This window comes from Streptomyces sp. B8-7, assembly GCF_058833805.1.
In genome coordinates, this window is record NZ_JBYRRL010000007.1 from 79757 (window position 1) to 100138 (window position 20382).

Consider the following 20382-nt stretch of genomic DNA (forward strand, 5'->3'; position numbering starts at 1 on the left):
CAACTTGAGTGACCTGTGGTTACGGCGGGCAGACAACAAGCCTGCAGTCCCGGCCCAGTTGAGCCCGAAGAAGGACGACATGAGCCCCGCCACCTCACAACTCACTCAAGAATCACTCAAGTTACGTCTGGTCTTAGGCGCCTTAGGCTCGAATGCGGTTGTCGGGCCGCGCCGCGCGTCGATAGCGTTCCAGCAGCTCCAGGGCACCGGCCCGCTTGCGCCGCGGCAGGCCACCCCCCACTCCGGGCGCCGGACGAACGGAAAGGGTGTGCCTGTGACGGCCATGCGGCGAGGGGAGGGCGTCCGGGTATGAGCACGACCGAAACGGCGCCGTCAGGTACGCGCACCGAGGCGCCGAAGGGCGAGCGCCTCGCGGACTGGGCGGACGGACGGCTGGGGCTTTACCACTTCCGGTTCCTGGTCCGGAAGGTGTTCCCCGAGCACTGGTCCTTCATGTTCGGTGAGATCGCGCTCTACAGCTTCGTGATGCTGCTGCTCACCGGGACCTGGCTCACCTTCTTCTTCGACCCGAGCATGTCGGAGACCGTCTACAACGGCTCGTACGAGCCGCTGCAGGGCATCCGCATGTCGCAGGCGTTCGCCTCGACGGTGGACATCAGCTACGAGGTGCGCGGCGGCCTGCTGATCCGCCAGCTGCACCACTGGTCCGCGCTCGTCATGATCGGCGCGCTGTGCCTGCACACCCTGCGGCACTTCCTGACCGGCTCGTTCCGCAAGCCGCGCGAGCTCAACTGGGTCATCGGCTTCGTGATGCTGATCCTGGTGACCCTCGAAGGCTTCTTCGGGTACTCGCTCCCCGACGACCTGCTCTCCGGCACCGGCCTGCGCATCGCCTCGGGCATCACGCTGGCCATCCCGCTGGTCGGCACGTACGCGCACATGTTCATGTTCGGCAGCGAGTTCCCCGGCACGGACATCGTGACCCGTCTCTACCCGGTGCACATCCTGCTGCTGCCGGCCCTGATCTTCATCCTGCTGTCGGTGCACCTGATCCTGGTCTTCTACCACAAGCACACCCAGTTCCGGGGTCCGGCCCGCACCGAGCAGAACGTCATCGGCCAGCCCCTCTTCCCGCACTACACGGCCAAGGCCGGCGGCTTCTTCTTCCTCGTCACCGGCACCCTCACGCTGCTCGCGGGCATCGCACAGATCAACCCCGTGTGGCGGTACGGGCCCTACCGGGCCGACCAGATCTCCCAGGGCTCCCAGCCCGACTGGTACATGGGCTTCCTCGAAGGCGCCCTGCGCGCCATGCCGCCGTGGGAGTTCACCGTCTGGGGCGGCTACACCGTCAACCTCGGCGTGGTCATCCCGGCCGTCATCCTGCCCACCGTGATGATCGTCGTGTTCGGCGCGTGGCCGTTCCTGGAGGCCTGGGTCACCGGTGACCGGTCCGAGCGCCACCTGCTCGACCGGCCGCGCGACCACCCCACCCGCACCGCGTTCGGCATCTCCTTCGTGGCCCTGTACCTGGTGCTGTTCTTCGGCGGCGCCAACGACGTCCTCGCCGAACGCTTCAGTCTGTCGCTGAACTCCATCACCTGGGCGGTCCGCATCGGCGTCTTCGTGGTCCCGGCACTGACGTACGTCATCACCCGGCGGATCTGTCTGGCCCTGCAGCGGCGCGAGCGGGACAAGCTGCTGCACGGCCGCGAGACCGGCAGGATCCGCAGGCTGCCGCACGGCGAGTTCATCGAGGTGCACGAGCGCCTGGACCGCGGCACCGAGTACGCGCTGCTGTCCCGCGAGGCCTACCGGCCGCTGCCCGCACCCCGGACCGAGAGCGACGGCGTGCCCAACCCCAGGGCGCGCAAGCAGGTCCTGCGCCACAGGCTCAGCCGCTGGCTGTACGGCAACCAGATCGAGAAGCCGACGGTCCAGGAGATGCGCGAGGCCCTGGAGCACTTCGAGCACGCCTCGTCCAACGGCCACGGTGCGCCGGGCGGCCACGCCTCGTCCAACGGCCACCGGGCGCTGGGCGGCCACGGTCCGGCCGACGGCCACAAGGTGACCGCCGGCGCACCGGCCGCCGCCGAGAGCGGGGAGCAGGACCCCGAACGGCACTGACCCGGCGGCACGAGACCGAGTCGGCGGCGGCGCGGGTGATCAGGGGACGGTCACCCGCGCCGCCGCATGTCCCGCCCCCACCGCCCCCACCGCCCCCACCGCCTTCCCCCGCACCCGTCGGCCCGTACCGCGCCCGCACCGTCCGAGCCGCCCCGCAGGGCCCGTACCGCGCCCGTACCGCACCCGCGAGGCCGCACCGCGGCGTCGCCGCCCGCACCCGCCCCGGCCCGTTCCCCCCGACCTCCCCCCGACCTCCCCACCCGTCAGCGCGCGCCGCGTCCGCGGCGCGGCCGAACGTCCGTCCACGGAGGCCCGATGAGCACAACCCCCTGGCGCCGGGACACCCCCCGGGCCGAGTCCATCACCCGGGCGCGCACCGGCCTCACGCAGGACCTGCGGGCCCGTCAGCGCCGCTACCTGATGGCGATGCTGGTGCGCACCGCCTGCGTGGTGCTGATGGCCGCCACCTGGAGCCGCTGGCCCGTCGTCGCCGTCGGCGCCCTGGTCGGCGCGGCGCTCATCCCCTACCTCGCCGTGGTGGCCGCCCAGGCCGGCTGGCGGCAGCAGCGCGGCACCCGCCCCGCCCTGGCACCGGTCCGGGCGGAGCAGACCACCCGCGTCGTCCTGGAGCCCACCCAAATCCTGCCCCCGGAACGCAACTCCGCCGTCTGACAAGCCACTTCGCCGCGCGGGCCGACCCGCTCCCCGGCCCCCGCGGGCGTGATCCAGGTCACTTCTGCGTTCTCTTGGCGGCGCGACGCCAGGCGTGTCACTATTTCTGCACGCCTTCCCTGCCCGAAAACCGCCGACTCCAGGCGGTGGCGCCTCTCGCTCGCGGCTCTTCGGGCGATCTCGTCCAAGCCGCCTCGTAGCAGGGTTTCCGCGTACAGGCCCCGCACACCGTCGAGCCGGCCGGCCACGGCCGCGCCCACCCGCCGACGGCCGGTGCGGCCGACGGCCCCGAGCCATGCCGCCCTGCGCCCTGTACCCCGACACCACCGTGCACCCCGCGGAGCCGCCGTCACCAGGCCGCCCCACGGGGTGCACCGTGCTGCGCCCGAACGACCCGTCTCCCGGCCGACAGCGGACCGGGCGGCGCCGGAGTGCGCGAAAGGCCCTTCACACCAGGCGACTCTACAGAAAGTGGAATCCAGGATGCCTAGGCTCTGCAAGCCCGCGGTGCATGCGCCGGAACACATCATCACCATGGAGGAGACTCTGGAGTTCGCCGAGAGAGTCCACGCCGGAAAGCCCCAGCTGCCGCTGGCACTCCGCCTGATCCGCAACACCGGGGTGCAGAAGCGGCACATCGTGCAGCCCATCGAGAAGACCCTGGAGCACCCGGGGCTGACCGAGCGCAACCGCATCTACGAGGCCGAGTCCAAGAAGTGGACCCCCGGCGTCATCGAAGAGGCCCTGAAGAACGCCGACGTGGCGGCCCGGGACATCGACGCCGTCATCTACGTGTCGTGCACCGGCTTCCTCATGCCGTCGCTGACCGCCTGGCTGATCAACAAGATGGGCCTGCGCTCCGACACCCGCCAGATCCCCATCGCCCAGCTGGGCTGCGCGGCCGGCGGCGCGGCCGTCAACCGCGCCCACGACTTCTGCATGGCCCACCCCGGCAGCAACGTCCTCATCGTGTCCTGCGAGCTGTGCTCCCTGTGCTACCAGCCCACCGCCGACGACATCGGCTCGCTGCTCTCCGACGGCCTGTTCGGCGACGCGGTCGCCGCCGCCGTGGTGCGCGACATCGGCGGCACCGGCATCGAGCTGGAGCGCAACGCCTCCTACCTCATCCCGGACACCGAGGAGTGGATCTCCTACGCCGTCAGGGACACCGGCTTCCACTTCCAGCTGGACCGCCGCGTGCCCGGCACCATGGAGCCCCTCGCCCCCGTGCTGCGCGAACTGGCCAAGGACCACAGCTGGGACGCCGGCAACCTCGACTTCTACATCATCCACGCGGGCGGCCCGCGCATCCTCGACGACCTCGCCAAGTACCTCGAGGTGGACCGCGACGTCTTCCGGCACAGCTGGTCGACCCTGACCGAGTACGGGAACATCGCCAGCGCCGTCGTCCTGGAGGCCGCCCGCCGCCTCTTCGAGGAGGAGACCCCGCAGCCCGGCGCCACCGGCATCATCGCCGGCTTCGGCCCCGGCATCACCGCCGAGATGGCCCTCGGCACCTGGGCGGCGGACGCCACGCGCAGCATCGTCTGAACCCGCCGACGGACAACGGAAAGCGAAGGAAATGACCGATCTCATCGTCCCGGCGGGAGCAGGGCGCAAGCTGATCACCCCGGCCCAGGAAGTCACCTTCAAGGCCACCAAGGAGATGGGCTCCTCCGTGTCCGTCTTCGAGGTCGTCGTCCCGCCCGGCTTCGACGTCGGCGCGCATGTGCACGGCGACGCCGAGGAGTTCTTCTACGTCCTGGACGGCGAACTGGACCTGCTGGCCTTCGAGCCGGTCGAGCGGACCGCGGACAGCTGGCACCACTGGGAGTCCCCCAAGGGCGACCGCGTCATCCGCGCCGGTGAGGGCAGCTGCATGTTCGTCCCGCCCGGCACCCCGCACGCCTTCCGCAACGCCACCGACAAGCCGGCCAGGATGCTCTTCCAGTGCCACCCCTCGCCCGTCCACGAGGACTACTTCGAGGAGATCGCGGAGATCTGGTCGCGCGGCAAGACCGTGGACGCGGCCGCGGTGGAGGAGATGCGCCGACGCTACGACGTCCACCAGATCACCCCCCTGCGCTACGAGCCGCCCGCCCACCTGCTGCCCGCCCAGCCGACCGCAGAGCACGGAGCGTGACGGAGATGAGCACCATGGACCAGATCCCCCTCGTACACGCCAGCCTGGGCGAGCAGGAGCTCGCCGCCGTCGCCGAGGTGTTCGCCTCCGGCTGGCCGGCCGGACAGGGCCCCAGGGGCAAGGCCCTGGAGACCCGGCTGAAGGAACGCTACGCAGCCGGTGACGCGGTCGCGGTCAGCAACTGCGGCGCCGCCCTGCACCTGGCGATGCTCGCCCTCGGCGTCAAGCCGGGCGACGAGGTCGTCGTCGCCGACTACACCTTCCCCGCGCCCGCCCACGCCGTCCGCTACGTCGGTGCGACCCCGGTCTTCGCCGACGTACGCCCCGACACCGGCACCGTCGACCCCGAGGCGGTGGCCGCCCTGGTCACCCCGCGCACCGTCGGCATCATCGCCGTCGACACGCTCGGCCTGCCCGCCGACTACGCCGACCTGCAGCAGATCGCCGACCGCCACGGCCTGTTCGTGGTCGAGGACGCCGCCTGCGCGGTCGGCGCGACCTACCGGGGCCGCGAGGCCGGCGCCCTCGCCGAGGTCGCCTGTCTGTCCTTCCACGGCCGCAAGGGCGCCACCAGCGGAGAGGGCGGCGCCCTGATCGCCACCGACCCCGCCGTCGGCGCGGCCGCCCGCCGGCTGTCCTCGTTCGGCATCGGCAGCATCTACGACCAGGCGCAGGTCATCGACATGCCGATCCCGCAGTTCACCGAGATCGGCTACAACTTCAAGCTGTCCGACATCGCCGCCGCGATCCTCCAGGTCCAGCTCGGCCGGATCGAGGAACTCCTGGAGCGCCGCCGCGCCGTCGCCGCCCGCTACGCCGAGCTCTTCGCCGACGAGGAGCTCCTGGCCACCCCGTACGTACCGGCCGACCGCACCCACGCCTGGCAGTCCTACCTGGTGACGCTGGACCCGGCCGTCAACCGCGCCGGCGTCGCCGCCGACCTGCGCGCCCAGGGCATCGGCTGCCTGCACGGCACCTGGGCGAGCCACCTCCAGCCCGCCTTCGGGGCGAAGCAGGACTGCCCCGTCTCGGCCGACCTGTTCCGGCGCAACCTCGGCATACCCATGCACGCCGAGCTGACCATGAGCCAGGTCGAACGCGTCGCGGAAGCCGTCCGCGCCGCCGTGCGCACCCACGCCACGTCCACCCGCAGCGCCGCCTGACACCGCGCCCCGTACAGACCCGCAGCGCCCACGCGCAGCGCCCACGCGCAGCGCCGTACGCGCCATGCCGTACGCGCCGTCCCGCACAGGGCACGGGGCACGGGGCGCTCCGCGTACGGGGCGCGCCCGCCCCGCCCCGTACGCGCACCGCGACCGGCCGCCGCTGCGGGCCCCCACCGCGGGCTTCGCCCGGATTCCAGCGGTACTTGAGACGCGGTTCGTACGCTCCGGACGCACCGCCCCGCAACGCCGCGGGACGGCTGCCCGCCCGGCCACGGAACCCGCACCCGCGCCGACGACCACGCAGCGCGCCCAAAGGAGACAGACCCCATGAAGGGCTCCACCGTCTACTCATCGATACAGAAGCGCGGTCTCCACATCGGACTCCTGCCGGAGATGGCCGCGGCCGTGAACCCGTCCACGCCGATCACCCTGGACCACGACCTGGACGTCCTGCCCGAAGCGGGACGGCGGCTGACGGTGGCCCAGTACGCCGAGCACGTCGACGACCTGGCGGCCCGCCTGTGGGCGGCCGGGGTCCGGCCCGACGAACGCGTCGTCATCTTCAAGACCGCCAACGCCGACCACTGGATGCTCGCCGCCGCGGTCTCCCGCATCGGCGGCGTGGTGGTCAACCTCTCGCCGCACCTGGACGCCGAGACCGTCGCCGTCCTTCTCCAGCGCGTCGGCCGCCCCACCCTGCTCAGCGACGGCAGCAGGCTCGACCTGCTCGCCGGCATCCCGCTGGCGGACCTCACCACCCGCGTGATCAGCTCCCACGGGGAGCGCCCGGGCGCCGTCCACCTCGCCGGCCTCGCCGGATCGCCGCGGGTCAGGCCCGTCGTCCGCCCCATCGACGAGGCGGCCGTCATCACCCACACCTCCGGCACCACCGGCATCCCCAAGCTCGTCGTGCACACCCCCCGCACCCAGGGCATCCGCCTCGTACCGCAGTGGCGCCTGCTGTCGCTGATGCGCGGGAAGGAGACCGTCGCCATCCACGTGCCCTTCGTGCACTCCCGGATGGTCGCGGCCATGTCCCTGGCCCTGCTGAAGGAGTACCCGGTCCTGCTCATGCGCGAGTCGGACCCCGCCGACGTCGCGGAACAGCTCCTCAGGCACCGGCCGGTCTTCATCGAGGCCCTGCCCAACTCCCTGATGGAGTGGGAGGACCTCGCCGACGACCCGCGCATGCCGTTCGGCTCCGTGAAGGTCTTCAGCAGCACCTTCGACGCCATCCACCCCCGCACGATGAGCCGCCTGCTGAACGCCTCCAACCGCCGCGGAGCGCTGTTCTTCCAGATCTACGGCCAGAGCGAGGTCGGCCCCGCCGTCGGCCGCGCCTACTTCCGACGCACCGCGCACAAGGCCAACGGCCGGTGCGTCGGCTGGGCCATGCCCCACGGCGCGGCCCGGGTCCGCGTCGTCAGCCGCGACGGCCACACCCCCTCCGAGCAGAACCCCGGCTTCATCGAGGTCGCCTGGGACGGCCTGGCGAAGACGTACTACGGCGAGCAGGAGCGCTACGACACCAACCGTGACGGCGACTGGTGGCGCACCGGCGACGTGGGCTACCGCACCCGGTTCGGCTGTCTGCACATGCTCGACCGCGAGGTCGACATGATCCCCGGGGTGCGCAGCTCCCTGGAGGTCGAGGACGTCGTCCTGAGCAAGCTCGGCGAACTGAGCGAACTCGTCGTGGTCCAGGGCCCCAACGCCGAACCCGTCCCGGTCATCTGCACCGTCGACGACCAGCCCCTGGACCCCGACCGCTGGCGCGCCGCCGTCGCCGCGTTCCCCCAGCTCGCCGACCCGGTCCAGATCCCGCAGGCCGAACTGCCCCGCACCGCCACCCTGAAGGTGCAGCGCCTGGCGCTGGCCCGGCGCTTCGAGGAGCAGCTCCACCAGTCGGCCTGACGCCCGCCGGCCGCGCCGAGGGAGGGCCCCGCACCGGGCCCTCCCTCGGCGCCGTTGCGCGGCGGGCCGCTCGGCACACACTCCAGGCGGACCCCACCGCGCGCCCCTTCAATGGCGGCAGAGCCTCCACCGGCCCCCGCGGCCGGAAGGGCCGGGCCGTCCGCGCCGCCGACCACGCACCGGCCCCTCTGCTCACACGCCCCGCCCAAGGAGATACGCAGTGACCACCGACGTGACCTCCCGGCTGGCCCCCGGCCAGGAGACGACCGCCTCCGTGCGCCGTATCACCGACGACCTGCTGCAGCGCGTGGAGCACCGGCTGCGCTCGTTCCTCGCCGCCGAGCGCACCCGCCACGCCGACGTCGACGAACGGGCGGGCACCGTCCTCGACACCCTGTCCGACCTGGTCACCTCGGGCGGCAAACGCATCCGCCCCGCCTTCTGCGTCACCGGCTACCTCGCCGCCGGCGGCGACCCGGGCGACCCGGGCATCGTGGCGGCCGCCGCCGGTCTGGAGATGCTGCACGTCGCCGCGCTCATCCACGACGACGTCATCGACAACTCCACCCGGCGGCGCGGCAGGCCGACCATGCACACCGCCTACGCCGACCACCACGGCACCAGCGACTGGCGCGGCGAGGCCCGCCGCTACGGCGAGGGCATGGCCATCCTCATCGGCGACCTGGCCCTGGTCTACTCGGACGAACTGATGTCCGAGGCCCCCGCCGGGCTCCGCGCCGAGTGGCACCGGCTGCGCTCCGAGGTCCACATCGGCCAGTGCCTGGACGTCACCGCCGCCGCCGAGTTCTCCGTCGACCCCCGCCTCTCCCGTCTGATCGCCCTCATCAAGTCCGGCCGCTACACCATCCACCGGCCCCTCGTCATGGGCGCCGACGCCGCCGGACGCCCCGACCTGGCCGCCGCCTTCACGGAGTACGGTGAGGCCGTCGGCGAGGCCTTCCAGCTCCGCGACGACCTGCTGGACGCCTTCGGCGACTCCGCCGAGACCGGCAAACCCGCCGGACTCGACTTCAGCCAGCACAAGATGACCCTGCTGCTGGGCTGGGCGATGCAGCGCGACGCACGCGTCCGCACCCTGATGACCGAGCCCGGCCACACCCCCGACGAGGTGCGCCGCCGCCTGCTGGACACCGGCGTCCCCGAGGACGTCGAACGCCACATAGCCGACCTCGTCGAGCGCGGCCGCAAGGCCATCGCCGGCGCGCCCCTCGCCCCGGCCTGGCGCACCGCACTCGCCGACATGGCCCTGCGCGTCACCTACCGGACCCACTGAACCGGCTCTTCACACCCTGCGGCGGCGGCACTGGACGAAACACCGCGACCAGGAGCGCCCTTCATGGAGCACTTAGTACAGCACGCCGTCACCCTCATCCGAGAACGCTTCTGGGAGCCCCTCACCCTGGACGACCTCGCGCGCAGCGTGACGGTCAGCAAGTACCACTTCCTGCGGGTCTTCACCCGTGTCACCGGCGTCACCCCGGGGCGCTTCCTGACCGCCGTACGGCTGCAGGAGGCCAAACGCCTGCTGCTGAGCACCTCCCTCAACGTCGCCGAGATCTCGGCCCGGGTCGGCTACAGCAGCACCGGCAGCTTCACCCGCCGCTTCACCGAGTCCGTCGGACTCTCCCCCACCCAGTACCGCAGGCTCTCCCTCGCCACCCGGGCCGAGCCCCGCGACCCCGTACCGTCAGGGAGCGTCCCCGCCACCGTCGTACCGCTGCCCCGGGCCCGGCCGGCCGGCTCCGTCACCGGCGTCCTGCACACCCCGGGGGCCGACCTCGCCACCGCCTACGTGGGTGCCTTCGACGGCGCCATCCTGCAAGGCGTCCCCGCCTCCTGGAGCAGCGCCACCGCGCCCGGCCGCTTCACCCTCACCCGCGTGCCCCGGGGCACCTGGTACATCCACGCCGTCGCCCGGGGCCGGGGCCCCGCCGACACCTCCGGCTCTGACCACTGCCTGCTGATGGCCACCGTGGGACCGGTCCGGGTCGAGGGCGACGGCGGTCACCCGCTCGACATCACCCTGTCCCCCATGGACTGGACCCGCCCGCCGATCCTCTCCGCGCTGCTGGACCTCGCCCCGCAGCCGCTGGCGGCCTGACCCGCCTCCCCGGCCGGCCTCAGGCACCCTCGCCGGACCAGCGGAGACACCCGGCCTCCGGAGACCGAAGGCATGAACACACATCAGACCACGTCCCTCCTCCTCGGCCTGGCCGCCGTCGTGCTGCTGGCACGCCTGCTCGGCATCCTCGCCCGGCGCCTCGGCCAGCCCGCGGTCACGGGCGAGGTCCTCGCCGGCGTCGCCCTGGGACCCACGCTTCTGGACGGGGCGATCTCCGACGCCCTGTTCCCCGCCGCCACCAGACCCCTGCTCGGCGCCCTGGCGACGGTCGGCGTCACAGTCTTCATGTTCATGGTCGGCCTGGAGGTCGACGGCGCGCTCGTCCGCGGCAACGGAGGCCTCGCCGCGAGCGTCTCCGTCAGCTCCATCGTCGTGCCCTTCGGCCTCGGGACGCTCCTCGCCCTCCACCTCGCCGACGACTACGGCACCCCGCACCGCACGGCGTTCATGCTCTTCATGGGCATCGCCATGGCCATCACCGCGTTCCCGGTGCTGGCCCGCATCCTCACCGACCGGCAGATGACCCACACCCCGCTCGGCGCCATGGCCGTGGCCTGCGCCGCCATCGGAGACGTCCTCGCCTGGGCCCTGCTCGCCGCCGTGGTCGCCGTCAGCGGCTCGGCCACCGCCGGCCAGTGGCGCATCCTGCTCGCCGCCCCCTACCTGCTGGGCATGTTCCTCGTCCTGCGCCCGCTGCTGCGCCGCCACGCCGCCCGCCGGCCCGGACTCCGGCTCACCCCGACCGTGTTCGCCTGCGTCCTCGCGGGCCTGCTGCTGTCCGCCGCCGCCACCGAGTGGATGGGACTGCACTACATCTTCGGTGCCTTCCTCTTCGGCGCGATCCTTCCGCGCACCCGCACCGAGCAGCTGCGCACCCAGCTGCACGACCGGCTCTGGGCGCTGACCGGCACCCTGCTGCTGCCGGTGTTCTTCCTGGTCTCCGGCCTCCAGGTCGACCTGTCGGCGTTGGACGCCGGCGCGCTGGGCGCACTGGCGCTGATCCTGCTCGTCGCCGTCGGCGGCAAGTTCCTCGGCGCGTTCGCCGCCGCCCGGCTGAACCGGATGCCGGCCCGTCAGTCCGCCGCGCTGGCCACCTTGATGAACACCCGCGGCCTCACCGAGCTGATCGTGCTGAACGTGGGCCTGCAGCTCGGCTTTCTCGGCCGGGACCTCTACTCGCTCATGGTCGTCATGGCCGTGCTCACCACCGCCATGACAGGGCCGCTGCTCAACCGGATCCTGGGCCGGCCCCGGGCCGACGGCACCGGGACGCCGCCGGGCGCCCCCGAACCGCCGGCCGAGCCCAAGACCGTCCGCACCACCGCCGCCTGACCTTCCCGTTGCCGCTGTCCCCGTCCCGGGGATGCCCGTCCTGGGGATGCCCGTCCTGGCGGTCCCCGTCCTGGCGATGCCCGTTCCCCCGTTCCGCAGAGTCTTCCTCCGAGGAGTCTTCATGCCCGGCTCAAACCCAACCCGGCCCGACACCGGGACCGTGCAGCGTCTGGACCGGGTGGTGATCCGGTTCGCGGGGGATTCGGGTGACGGCATGCAGCTCACCGGTGACCGCTTCACCTCGGAGACGGCGTCGTTCGGGAACGACCTGTCGACGCTGCCGGACTTCCCCGCCGAGATCCGCGCCCCTGCCGGGACCCTGCCCGGGGTGTCGTCCTTCCAGCTGCACTTCGCCGATCACGACATCCTCACCCCGGGGGACGCACCGGACGTCCTGGTGGCGATGAATCCGGCCGCACTGAAGGCGAACACCGGCGATCTGCCGCGCGGCGCGGAGATCATCGTCGACAAGGACGAGTTCACCGGACGGGCGTTGCGGAAGGCCGGCTACGACGGCAGCCCGCTGGAGGACGGCTCGCTGGCCGGCTTCCGCGTGCATCCCGTGCCTCTGACCACGCTGACGGCGGAGGCACTGAAGGACCTCGACCTCACCCGCAAGGAGGCCGAGCGGAGCAAGAACATGTTCGCCCTCGGCCTCCTGTCGTGGATGTACCACCGCCCGACGGAAGGCACGGAGAAGTTCCTGCGGACGAAGTTCGCCGAGAGGCCGCAGATCGCCGAGGCCAACCTCGCCGCGTTCCGCGCGGGCTGGAACTTCGGCGAGACCACCGAGGACTTCGCCGTCTCCTACGAGGTCGCCCCCGCCGCGAAGGCCTTCCCGGCCGGCGTCTACCGCAACATCTCGGGGAACCTCGCGCTGGCGTTCGGCCTCGTCGCGGCCTCGCACCAGGCGGATCTGCCGCTGTTCCTCGGCTCGTACCCGATCACCCCGGCCTCGGACATCCTCCACGAGCTGAGCCGGCACAAGAACTTCGGCGTGCGGACCTTCCAGGCGGAGGACGAGATCGCCGGCATCGGCGCCGCCCTGGGCGCGGCGTTCGGCGGGTCGCTGGCGGTGACGACGACGTCGGGGCCGGGTGTGGCGCTGAAGTCGGAGACCATCGGCCTGGCGGTGTCGCTGGAGCTGCCGCTGCTGGTCGTGGACATCCAGCGCGGCGGGCCCTCGACCGGGCTGCCGACCAAGACCGAGCAGGCGGACCTGCTGCAGGCGATGTACGGCCGCAACGGCGAGGCGCCGGTGCCGGTGATCGCCCCGCGCACCGCGGCGGACTGCTTCGACGCCGCGATCGAGGCCGCGCGGATCGCGCTGGCCTACCGCACCCCGGTGTTCCTGCTCTCCGACGGCTACCTCGCCAACGGCCGCGAGCCCTGGCGCATCCCGGAGCCCGGTGAACTGCCCGACCTGCGGGTGCGCTTCGCCGACGGCCCCAACCACACCACCGAGGACGGCAGGGAGGTCTTCCTCCCCTACAAACGAGACCCGCAGACCCTGGCCAGGCCGTGGGCGGTCCCGGGCACCCCGGGGCTGGAGCACCGCGTCGGCGGCATCGAGAAGCAGGACGGCACCGGCCACATCTCCTACGACCCGGCCAACCACGACTTCATGGTCCGCACCCGCCAGGCCAAGATCGACGGCATCGAGGTCGACGACCTGGAGGTCGACGACCCGCACGGTGCGAGAACACTGGTCCTGGGCTGGGGTTCCACCTACGGGCCCATCACCGCGGCGGTGCGACGGCTGCGCGCCGCCGGGCGGCAGATCGCGCAGGCGCACCTGCGCCACCTCAACCCGTTCCCCGGCAACCTCGGCGAGATCCTGGCGCGCTACGACCGCGTCGTCGTCCCCGAGATGAACCTCGGCCAGCTGTCGACGCTGCTGCGCGCCCGGTTCCTGGTCGACGTCCAGCCCTTCACACAGGTCAACGGCATGCCGTTCAAGGAAGAGCAGCTCGCGCACACACTGGGAGCGACCCTCCATGACCACTGAACTCCGCCTTCAGCCCAAGGACTTCAAGTCCGACCAGGAGGTGCGCTGGTGCCCGGGCTGCGGCGACTACGCCGTCCTCGCCGCCGTCCAGGGCTTCCTGCCCGGACTCGGCGTCCCCCGCGAGAACATCGTCTTCGTCTCCGGGATCGGCTGCTCCTCCCGCTTCCCGTACTACCTGAACACCTACGGGATGCACTCCATCCACGGCCGCGCCCCCGCCATCGCCACCGGCCTCGCCGTGTCCCGCCAGGACCTGAGCGTGTGGGTCGTCACCGGCGACGGCGACGCGCTGTCCATCGGCGGCAACCACCTCATCCACGCCCTGCGCCGCAATGTGAACGTCAAGATCCTGCTGTTCAACAACCGGATCTACGGACTCACCAAGGGCCAGTACTCGCCGACCTCCGAGGTCGGCAAGATCACCAAGTCGACCCCGATGGGCTCGCTGGACTCGCCCTTCAACCCGGTGTCCCTGGCCCTCGGCGCGGAGGCGTCCTTCGTGGCACGCACGATCGACTCCGACCGCAAGCACCTCACCGACGTGCTGCGCCGGGCCGCCGCCCACCCGGGCACGGCCCTGGTCGAGATCTACCAGAACTGCAACATCTTCAACGACGGCGCCTTCGACGCGCTCAAGGACAAGCGGTCCGCCGAGGACGCGGTCATCCGCCTCGAACACGGGCAGCCGATCCGCTTCGGCACCGGCCTCGCCCAGGGCGTCGTGCGGAATCCGGCCACCGGCGACCTGGAGGTCGTCGCGGTCACCGAGGACAACCGGCCCCGGATCCTGGTGCACGACGCCCATGCCCCGTCTCCGGCCACGGCCTTCTCCCTGTCGAGGCTGGCCGACCCCGACACCCTGCACCACACGCCGATCGGCGTGCTGCGCTCGGTGGAGCGGCCGGTCTACGACACCCGCATGGCCGAGCAGCTCGACACGGCCGTCGCACAGAACGGCAGGGGCCGGCTGGCCGCCCTGCTCACCGGCGACGACACCTGGACCGTCGCGTGACCCGCACAGCCGCAGAGGAAAGGGGCCACCGCCCATGAGTACGGACGCCACGGCGAGACCGAGTCCGCAGGAGTTCATCGACCAGCGTCCGATGGGCCGTCGGCAGCGGCTGATCGTGGCGGTGGGCCTGCTCACGATGGTGGCCGAGGGGATGGACACCACCGTCGCCGCCTTCGTCTACCCGAGGCTCAAGGAGGACTGGGGCATCGACGGCAGGGCCGTGACGGCGACCGTGGCGCTGGGAGTCCTGGCGATGATCCTCGGCGGTGTGGTGGCCGGGCCGCTCGCCGACCGCTACGGGCGCAGGCTCGTCACCCTCGTGGGCACCGCCGGCTTCGGCGTGGGCACGGCCGCCATGGGATTCACCGGCGGCATCGGCCCGTTCACCGGGCTGCGCACCGTGGCCTGTCTGGGGCTCGGTGCGGTGCTGCCGACCGTGATGGCTCTCGTGGCGGACTGGATGCCCGCCCGGCGCCGGGTCCAGATGGTCGCCCTGGCCTTCGCCGGGGTGACGGCCGGCACCACCCTCGGCGGGCTTCTCGCCGCGGTGCTCGTCCCCGCCTTCGGCTGGGAGACGCTGCTGGTCGTGTGCGGGATCGTGCCGCTGGTGCTGATCCCGGCGATCGTGCGGGTCGTTCCGGAGTCCCTCGCCGTGCTCGCCGCCCGCGGGCGGCCGCGGGAGGAGCTGCGCGGCGCCCTGGCTGCCGCCGTTCCGGACGGGGACCTGTCCCGGGTGGACTGGGAGCGGAGCGCGGCGCGCAGGAGCGCCCGGCCCGGCCCGAGGGTCGTGCTGTCCCGGGGCCTGCTCCGGATGACCGTCCTGCTCTGGCTGTGCTTCTTCCTGGGGCAGGGAGTCGCGTTCGTGATCGTCACCTATCTGCCCGAGCTGGCCGAGAACACGGGCCTGACGGAGGCCAGGGCCGCGGTGTCGGTCGCCGCGTTCGGGTGGGGCGGTCTGCTCGGACAGCTCTCGGTGTCCTTCGTGCTCAAGCGGTTCGACCGGTTCCGGGTGCTGGCGGCCCTGTGGGCGCTGACCGCCCTCGGCCTGGCGGCGGCCGCGCTGGCGGCCGGTCACTTCGCCGGGCTGCTCCTGACGGCGTTCCTGCTCGGGCTCTGCCTGCCGGCCGCCACCTCCGCGCTCCAGGCGATCACCGCGGTCGCCTACCCGCAGGCCGCCCGCGCCACGGCCGTGAGCTGGGCGAACAGTGCGGGCAAGGCGGGACCGCTGGCCGGAGGTGTGCTCGGCGGCCTCATGGTCGGCGCGGGCTGGTCGCTGACAGCGGTCCTGCTGGTGCTGGCCGGGCCGGTCGCCGTGGCCCTGCTGGCCACGCTGGCGCTGCCCTCCCGGGCACAGGAACGGCAGTCCGGGCCGTCCCACCCCGCGCCGCGACCGCTCCCCGGCCTGGTCTCCGAACGCCCGTGACGGCACCCGCCGGGCCGCCCCCCGTCGTGCGCGGCGCTCGGCGTGCGCGACGCCGCCGATGCGGCACGCCGGGCCGGACGATCCGGCGTGCCGCCCGCTCGCGACCGTGTCCAGCCGGACTCGACGTTCCCCGGTGCACGCGGGACCTGACGGCCCGTCGCTTCTACGATGACGTCCGCAAGCCCCTGGGTGGCGCGCCCGCCGGACCCTTCCCCCGTCGGCGGGCGCGCCTGTCCGTGCCCGCACGCGGAGCGACGGGACGCGGCGTTTCCGATCACGCCCCCACCCTCTCGGCCGGGCCGGGGTCGCCCCCGGTGCAGAGTTGTCATGGCCATGCCATTCGAGATCCCCGCAGGTCCGCGGCCTGCCGCGCCCCACCGGAACCCTCTACTCACTATCAAGTGAAAGCTGCTACCATTTCCTTATGGCTGTCAAAAATCGCTGGTTGGCGCTGGTCGGTCTCACGATCAGCGTGCTCGTCATCGGCTTCGACACGACGATCCTCAACGTCGCCCTGCCCACCCTGGCCGCCGACACCGGCGCCTCCACGGGCGAACTGCAGTGGATCGTCGACTCGTACGCCGTCGTCTACGCCGCCGCGATGCTCCCCGCGGGCTTCCTCGGCGACCGTTTCGGCCGCCGCAAGCTGCTGATCACCGGACTCGTGATCTTCCTCGGCGGCTCCATCATCGGCACCTTCGTCGACACCCCGACCGCACTCATCGGCGCCCGCACCGTCATGGGTCTCGGCGCCGCGCTGATCATGCCGCTCACGCTGTCCGTCATCCCGACCCTGTTCAAGGGCGAGGAGCAGACCAAGGCGATCGCGATCATCACCATGGGTGTCTCGATCGGCCTGCCCCTCGGGCCCCTCATCAGCGGCTGGCTGCTCGAACACTTCTGGTGGGGCTCGGTCTTCGTCATCAACATCCCGCTGGTCGCCATCGGCATCCTCGCCTGCGTCCTGCTGCTCCCCGAGACCCGCGACCCGTCGTCCCCGAACGTCGACATCGTCAGCACCGTCCTCGGCATGCTCGGCCTCGGCGCCCTCGTCTACGGCGTCATCGAGGCACCCGCGGAAGGCTGGAGCGACCCGGTCATCCTCGCCTCCCTCGTCGGCGGCGCGCTGATGCTGACCGCCCTCGTGCTGCGCGAGCGGCGCCGGCCCCGCCCGATGGTGGACCTGGAGCTGCTGAAGAACACCTCCTTCCGCTGGAACACCACCTTCCTCATCCTCGGCATGTTCACGTTCATGGGCCTGATGTTCGTGCTGCCGCAGTACCTCCAGGTCATCCAGGGCAACGACGCCTTCGGCACCGGCGTGCGGCTGATGCCGCTCATGGCCGGCATGATCGTCGTCGCGAAGATCGTGCCGCCGCTGACCGCCAAGCTCGGCACCCGGCCCCTGGTCGTCGCCGGCCTGGTCATCATGTCCGGGGCGATGTTCCTCGGCTCCACCACCGACACCGACACCGGCTACGGCTTCACCGCCCTGTGGATGACCCTCACCGGCCTCGGCGTCAGCCTCGTCATGGTGCCGGCCCTCGACAGCGCCCTCGCCACCCTGCCCAAGGGCAAGGAAGGCACCGGCAGCGGCCTGAACACCACGCTGCGCCAGGTCGGCGGAGCCATCGGCATCGCCCTCCTCGGCAGCATCCTCAACGCGGCCTTCACCGACCGCCTCGACACCGACGGCGTGCCCGCCCAGGCCGCCGACGCGGCCGAGGAGTCCGTGGTGGCCGCCCAGGCCGTCGCCGCCCGGCTCAACCTGCCGGAACTGGCCCGGTCCGCCGAGTCCGCCTTCGTCCACGGCATGAGCACGGTGCTGCTGATCTGCGGCATCGCCGGTCTCGCCGCCGCCGCCCTCGCCGCCTTCAAGCTGCCCGACAGCCGCCTGGCGAAGCCCGCCGAGGCGGCCTCCGACGAGACGCCGGCCGCCGAGCCGGTGTCCGCACCCGTGGACGGTGCGCGACAATGAGCCCTATGCCCTCCGCCACGTCCAGCGCACCGACACCACCGGCGGTCACCGTCGCCGAAACCGGTCTCGGCCTGCGCGAACGCAAGAAGCTGCGCACGCGCCAGGCCATCCGAGAGGCCGCCCGTCGGCTGATCGACGAGCGAGGGTACGACAACACCACCATCGAGCAGATCGCGGCGACCGCCGAGGTCTCGCCCAGCACCGTCTTCCGCTACTTCCCGACCAAAGAGCACATCGTCCTCACCGACGACTACGCCCAGTCCAGCATCGCCCTCCTGCGCGACCGGCCGGCCGACGAGCCGCCCCTGGTCGCCCTGCGCAAGGCGCTGACGGAGATGGTGCGAGGGATCGCCGGGGACTTCAGCGCGGAGTACCGGTGGCGACGCGCACTCGTACGCCAGGTGCCCGCCGTGCGGGCCCTGGTCGGCGAGACCCAGGACAGGATGATCGAGGCCGCGAGCGAAGTGCTCGCCGAACGGGCCGGCCGGCCCGCCGACGACCTCGAACTGCGCGTCCTGGTCGGCGCCGTCACCGGCGGCTTCCACCAGGTGCTGTGGGGCGACCACAGCGAGGACGTCGACCTGGTGGAGATGATCGAACGCGCCCTGACCGTCCTGGAACACCCCGGCGAGGTCGGCCGCCCGGCCGGCACCGCCGACAGCGGCGCCTGACCCGCTCCCGGCGGGGCCGGCGCCCCACCGGGAGCAGACCTCCGGCCGGGCACCTGTGAACCACAGGTGCCCGGCCGGCCTCGTTCCCGCACCGCCGCCCGGAGCCGTTCAGCACCGGCCCCGGACGGCGGCCCTCACCGTCAGTCGACCTCGCCGCGGACGTGGCGCTGCATGAACTCGTGCGCCAGATCGCCGAACTGCTCACCGAACCCGATGGACCGTTCCACCGTCTTCTGGAAGTGCACACCGCCCCACACCCGGCTGTTGGCGCAGTTCCGGGTGAAGTCGGTCCACGTGTCGAAGTGCAGCGTCAGATCCCTGGCCGGAGTGTGCCCCGGCTCGATCAGCGTCGACCCGGCCGGGTAGTGGATCGTCCAGTCCAGCTCGTCGGAGCCGAAGAAGCGCCGCGCCGTCTGCGACGTCGACGCGCACAGCGTCGTCGAGCCCGACGGGTACTCGGGGTGGTCGCCCACCGGCAGATAGCTGCTCCACTCGTTGGCCGGCATGTCGTGCACCGTGCCCATGCCCGGCCCGCCCCAGGAGGTCACCTTGCTCCTGCCGTACACGTGCTGGATCGCGCTCACCGGCCGCACCGCGTCGTACTTGGTCTTCTGGTGCCAGGCGGCGATCAGCGGGTCGAAGGTCGCCAGGATGTGCTGGAGCATCCAGTGCGCCCAGCCGTGCACGCCCATCCGGTCGTCCTGGTCGTACTTGCGCGCGATGACGATGGACGAGTGGCCGATGCCCCAGAGCTTGTTCTCCATGATCTCCGCGAGCGCCTTGCGCTCGTCGGTCAGCGTGGCCGACACCTCCAGGACCTCGTCGACCGACCGCTTGTAGGCGCGCGGCCGGGTGTGGTCGCTGTGGTGCGGCGGAGCGACGTGGAACTGGTGCACGCTCTTGAAGATGTGCGGCTTGACCAGCCGGGCCTGCGGAGTGACGAAGTGCTGGGTGACGTAGATGCCCATGTCACCGTGGCCGCCGCCGGCCCGCCGCCCGTTGTGCGGCTGGAGCTGCGGCTGCCAGCGCGAGGGGTGCCGCAGCCGGAAGGGAGTGTTCACCGGCCGGTAGCCGGTGTAGTCCGACCACGGCTTGGGGTTGTACGTGCGGCCCTCGTAGCCGAGGAAGTTCATGCCGTCGTTCTTCAGCGCCTCCCACACCGCCTTGGCGGCGACGTTGCCGATGCCGACCGGGCTGGACAGGTTCTCCGACTCGTCGTCGGGGTCCAGGCCGAGCGCGATCATCAGCGCCCGCAGCCGCTCCACGTTGCTCGGCAGGATCCGCTTCCACATGGCCATCTGGGCGTGGATGGCCGCGATGTTCATGTTCCGGTTGGTCGTCGACTCACCGGACGGCCGGCGTGGAATCCGCGAGTAGATGCCCTTCGCGGTCTCGTGGTAGGGCGCCAGCGCGTCGAACGCCGCGATCATCGTCAGCCGGTTGGTCCACAGGAAGACGGTCACGTCCATCGGACCGACGATCTCCAGGCTGGGCGACTGGCCCGCCTGCTCGTCGCTGGGCTGCGCCCACTTGACGTAGTTGTCGCGGTCGAGGTCGAAGTCGATCTTGAGTGCCTTGGCGCTCTCGTCCGCGGCGGCCGCGCTGCCGGAACCCAGCGTGGCGGCCAGCGCGGCGGTCGCGGCCCCACCCAGACCGCCGAACAGCAGCGTTCTGCGTTGGGGAGCGAAGACGGAGACAGGAGAACGTCCGGACGTCGTCATGGGCTGTTCCTTGTCCTTTGCAGGGAAATGATGCACAGGTGACAGGTGTCGGGCTCGGAGAAGAGGGACCCGCACGGGACGGGACCCGGAGAGGACGGCGTCTCCCCGGAC

General features: G+C 71.9%; 15 protein-coding genes. 14 read left to right on the top strand and 1 reads right to left on the bottom strand.

From position 1 onward, the window contains the following. The first annotated feature begins 309 nt into the window (after window positions 1-309). The 14 genes from qcrB (at window position 310) to AC5K6T_RS31240 (ending at window position 18550) form a co-directional block, all read left to right on the top strand. Window positions 310-2088, top strand: coding sequence for a cytochrome bc1 complex cytochrome b subunit (gene qcrB / locus AC5K6T_RS31175; RefSeq protein ID WP_493214374.1), 1779 nt, complete (start codon window positions 310-312; stop codon window positions 2086-2088). A 315-nt stretch (window positions 2089-2403) separates the two neighbouring features. Further along, window positions 2404-2760, top strand: coding sequence for a DUF3099 domain-containing protein (locus AC5K6T_RS31180; RefSeq protein ID WP_493214375.1), 357 nt, complete (start codon window positions 2404-2406; stop codon window positions 2758-2760). A gap of 534 nt (window positions 2761-3294) precedes the next feature. Further along, window positions 3295-4311 (top strand): type III polyketide synthase, encoded by a 1017-nt coding sequence (locus AC5K6T_RS31185; RefSeq protein WP_493214376.1) that lies wholly within the window; start codon window positions 3295-3297, stop codon window positions 4309-4311. Between the two features lie 31 nt (window positions 4312-4342). Then, window positions 4343-4903 (top strand): cupin domain-containing protein, encoded by a 561-nt coding sequence (locus AC5K6T_RS31190; protein WP_493214377.1) that lies wholly within the window; start codon window positions 4343-4345, stop codon window positions 4901-4903. A 14-nt stretch (window positions 4904-4917) separates the two neighbouring features. Next, complete coding sequence (locus AC5K6T_RS31195; protein WP_493214398.1) at window positions 4918-6066, top strand: DegT/DnrJ/EryC1/StrS family aminotransferase; 1149 nt, start codon at window positions 4918-4920, stop codon at window positions 6064-6066. Window positions 6067-6396: 330 nt separating this feature from the next. Next, window positions 6397-7983, top strand: a complete 1587-nt coding sequence (locus AC5K6T_RS31200) for a class I adenylate-forming enzyme family protein (protein WP_493214378.1) — start codon at window positions 6397-6399, stop codon at window positions 7981-7983. Window positions 7984-8203: 220 nt separating this feature from the next. Continuing rightward, window positions 8204-9277, top strand: a complete 1074-nt coding sequence (locus AC5K6T_RS31205) for a polyprenyl synthetase family protein (RefSeq protein WP_493214379.1) — start codon at window positions 8204-8206, stop codon at window positions 9275-9277. Between the two features lie 63 nt (window positions 9278-9340). Beyond that, a complete protein-coding gene (locus AC5K6T_RS31210; RefSeq protein ID WP_493214380.1) occupies window positions 9341-10105 on the top strand; it encodes a helix-turn-helix transcriptional regulator in 765 nt (254 codons plus the stop codon). Window positions 10106-10177: 72 nt separating this feature from the next. After that, window positions 10178-11458 (top strand): cation:proton antiporter, encoded by a 1281-nt coding sequence (locus AC5K6T_RS31215; RefSeq protein WP_493214381.1) that lies wholly within the window; start codon window positions 10178-10180, stop codon window positions 11456-11458. 121 nt (window positions 11459-11579) lie between these two features. After that, window positions 11580-13466, top strand: coding sequence for a 2-oxoacid:acceptor oxidoreductase subunit alpha (locus AC5K6T_RS31220; RefSeq protein ID WP_493214382.1), 1887 nt, complete (start codon window positions 11580-11582; stop codon window positions 13464-13466). Next, window positions 13456-14478, top strand: a complete 1023-nt coding sequence (locus AC5K6T_RS31225) for a 2-oxoacid:ferredoxin oxidoreductase subunit beta (RefSeq protein WP_493214383.1) — start codon at window positions 13456-13458, stop codon at window positions 14476-14478. The genes AC5K6T_RS31220 and AC5K6T_RS31225 overlap by 11 nt, the downstream gene beginning before the upstream one ends. A 34-nt stretch (window positions 14479-14512) precedes the next feature. Beyond that, on the top strand, window positions 14513-15901 hold the full coding sequence (locus tag AC5K6T_RS31230; RefSeq protein WP_493214384.1) for an MFS transporter: 1389 nt from the start codon (window positions 14513-14515) through the stop codon (window positions 15899-15901). A gap of 424 nt (window positions 15902-16325) precedes the next feature. Then, complete coding sequence (locus AC5K6T_RS31235; protein ID WP_493214385.1) at window positions 16326-17879, top strand: MFS transporter; 1554 nt, start codon at window positions 16326-16328, stop codon at window positions 17877-17879. Next, the gene (locus AC5K6T_RS31240) at window positions 17876-18550 is read left to right on the top strand and encodes a TetR/AcrR family transcriptional regulator (protein ID WP_493214386.1); all 675 of its coding nucleotides are present in this window, start codon (window positions 17876-17878) and stop codon (window positions 18548-18550) included. The genes AC5K6T_RS31235 and AC5K6T_RS31240 overlap by 4 nt, the downstream gene beginning before the upstream one ends. A 140-nt stretch (window positions 18551-18690) precedes the next feature. On the opposite strand, the gene AC5K6T_RS31245 is transcribed toward AC5K6T_RS31240, so the two are convergent. Then, window positions 18691-20271 carry a DUF6851 domain-containing protein gene (locus tag AC5K6T_RS31245; RefSeq protein WP_493214387.1) on the bottom strand — a complete coding sequence of 527 codons (1581 nt, stop codon included), beginning with the start codon at window positions 20269-20271 and terminating at the stop codon, window positions 18691-18693. Window positions 20272-20382: the final 111 nt, after the last annotated feature.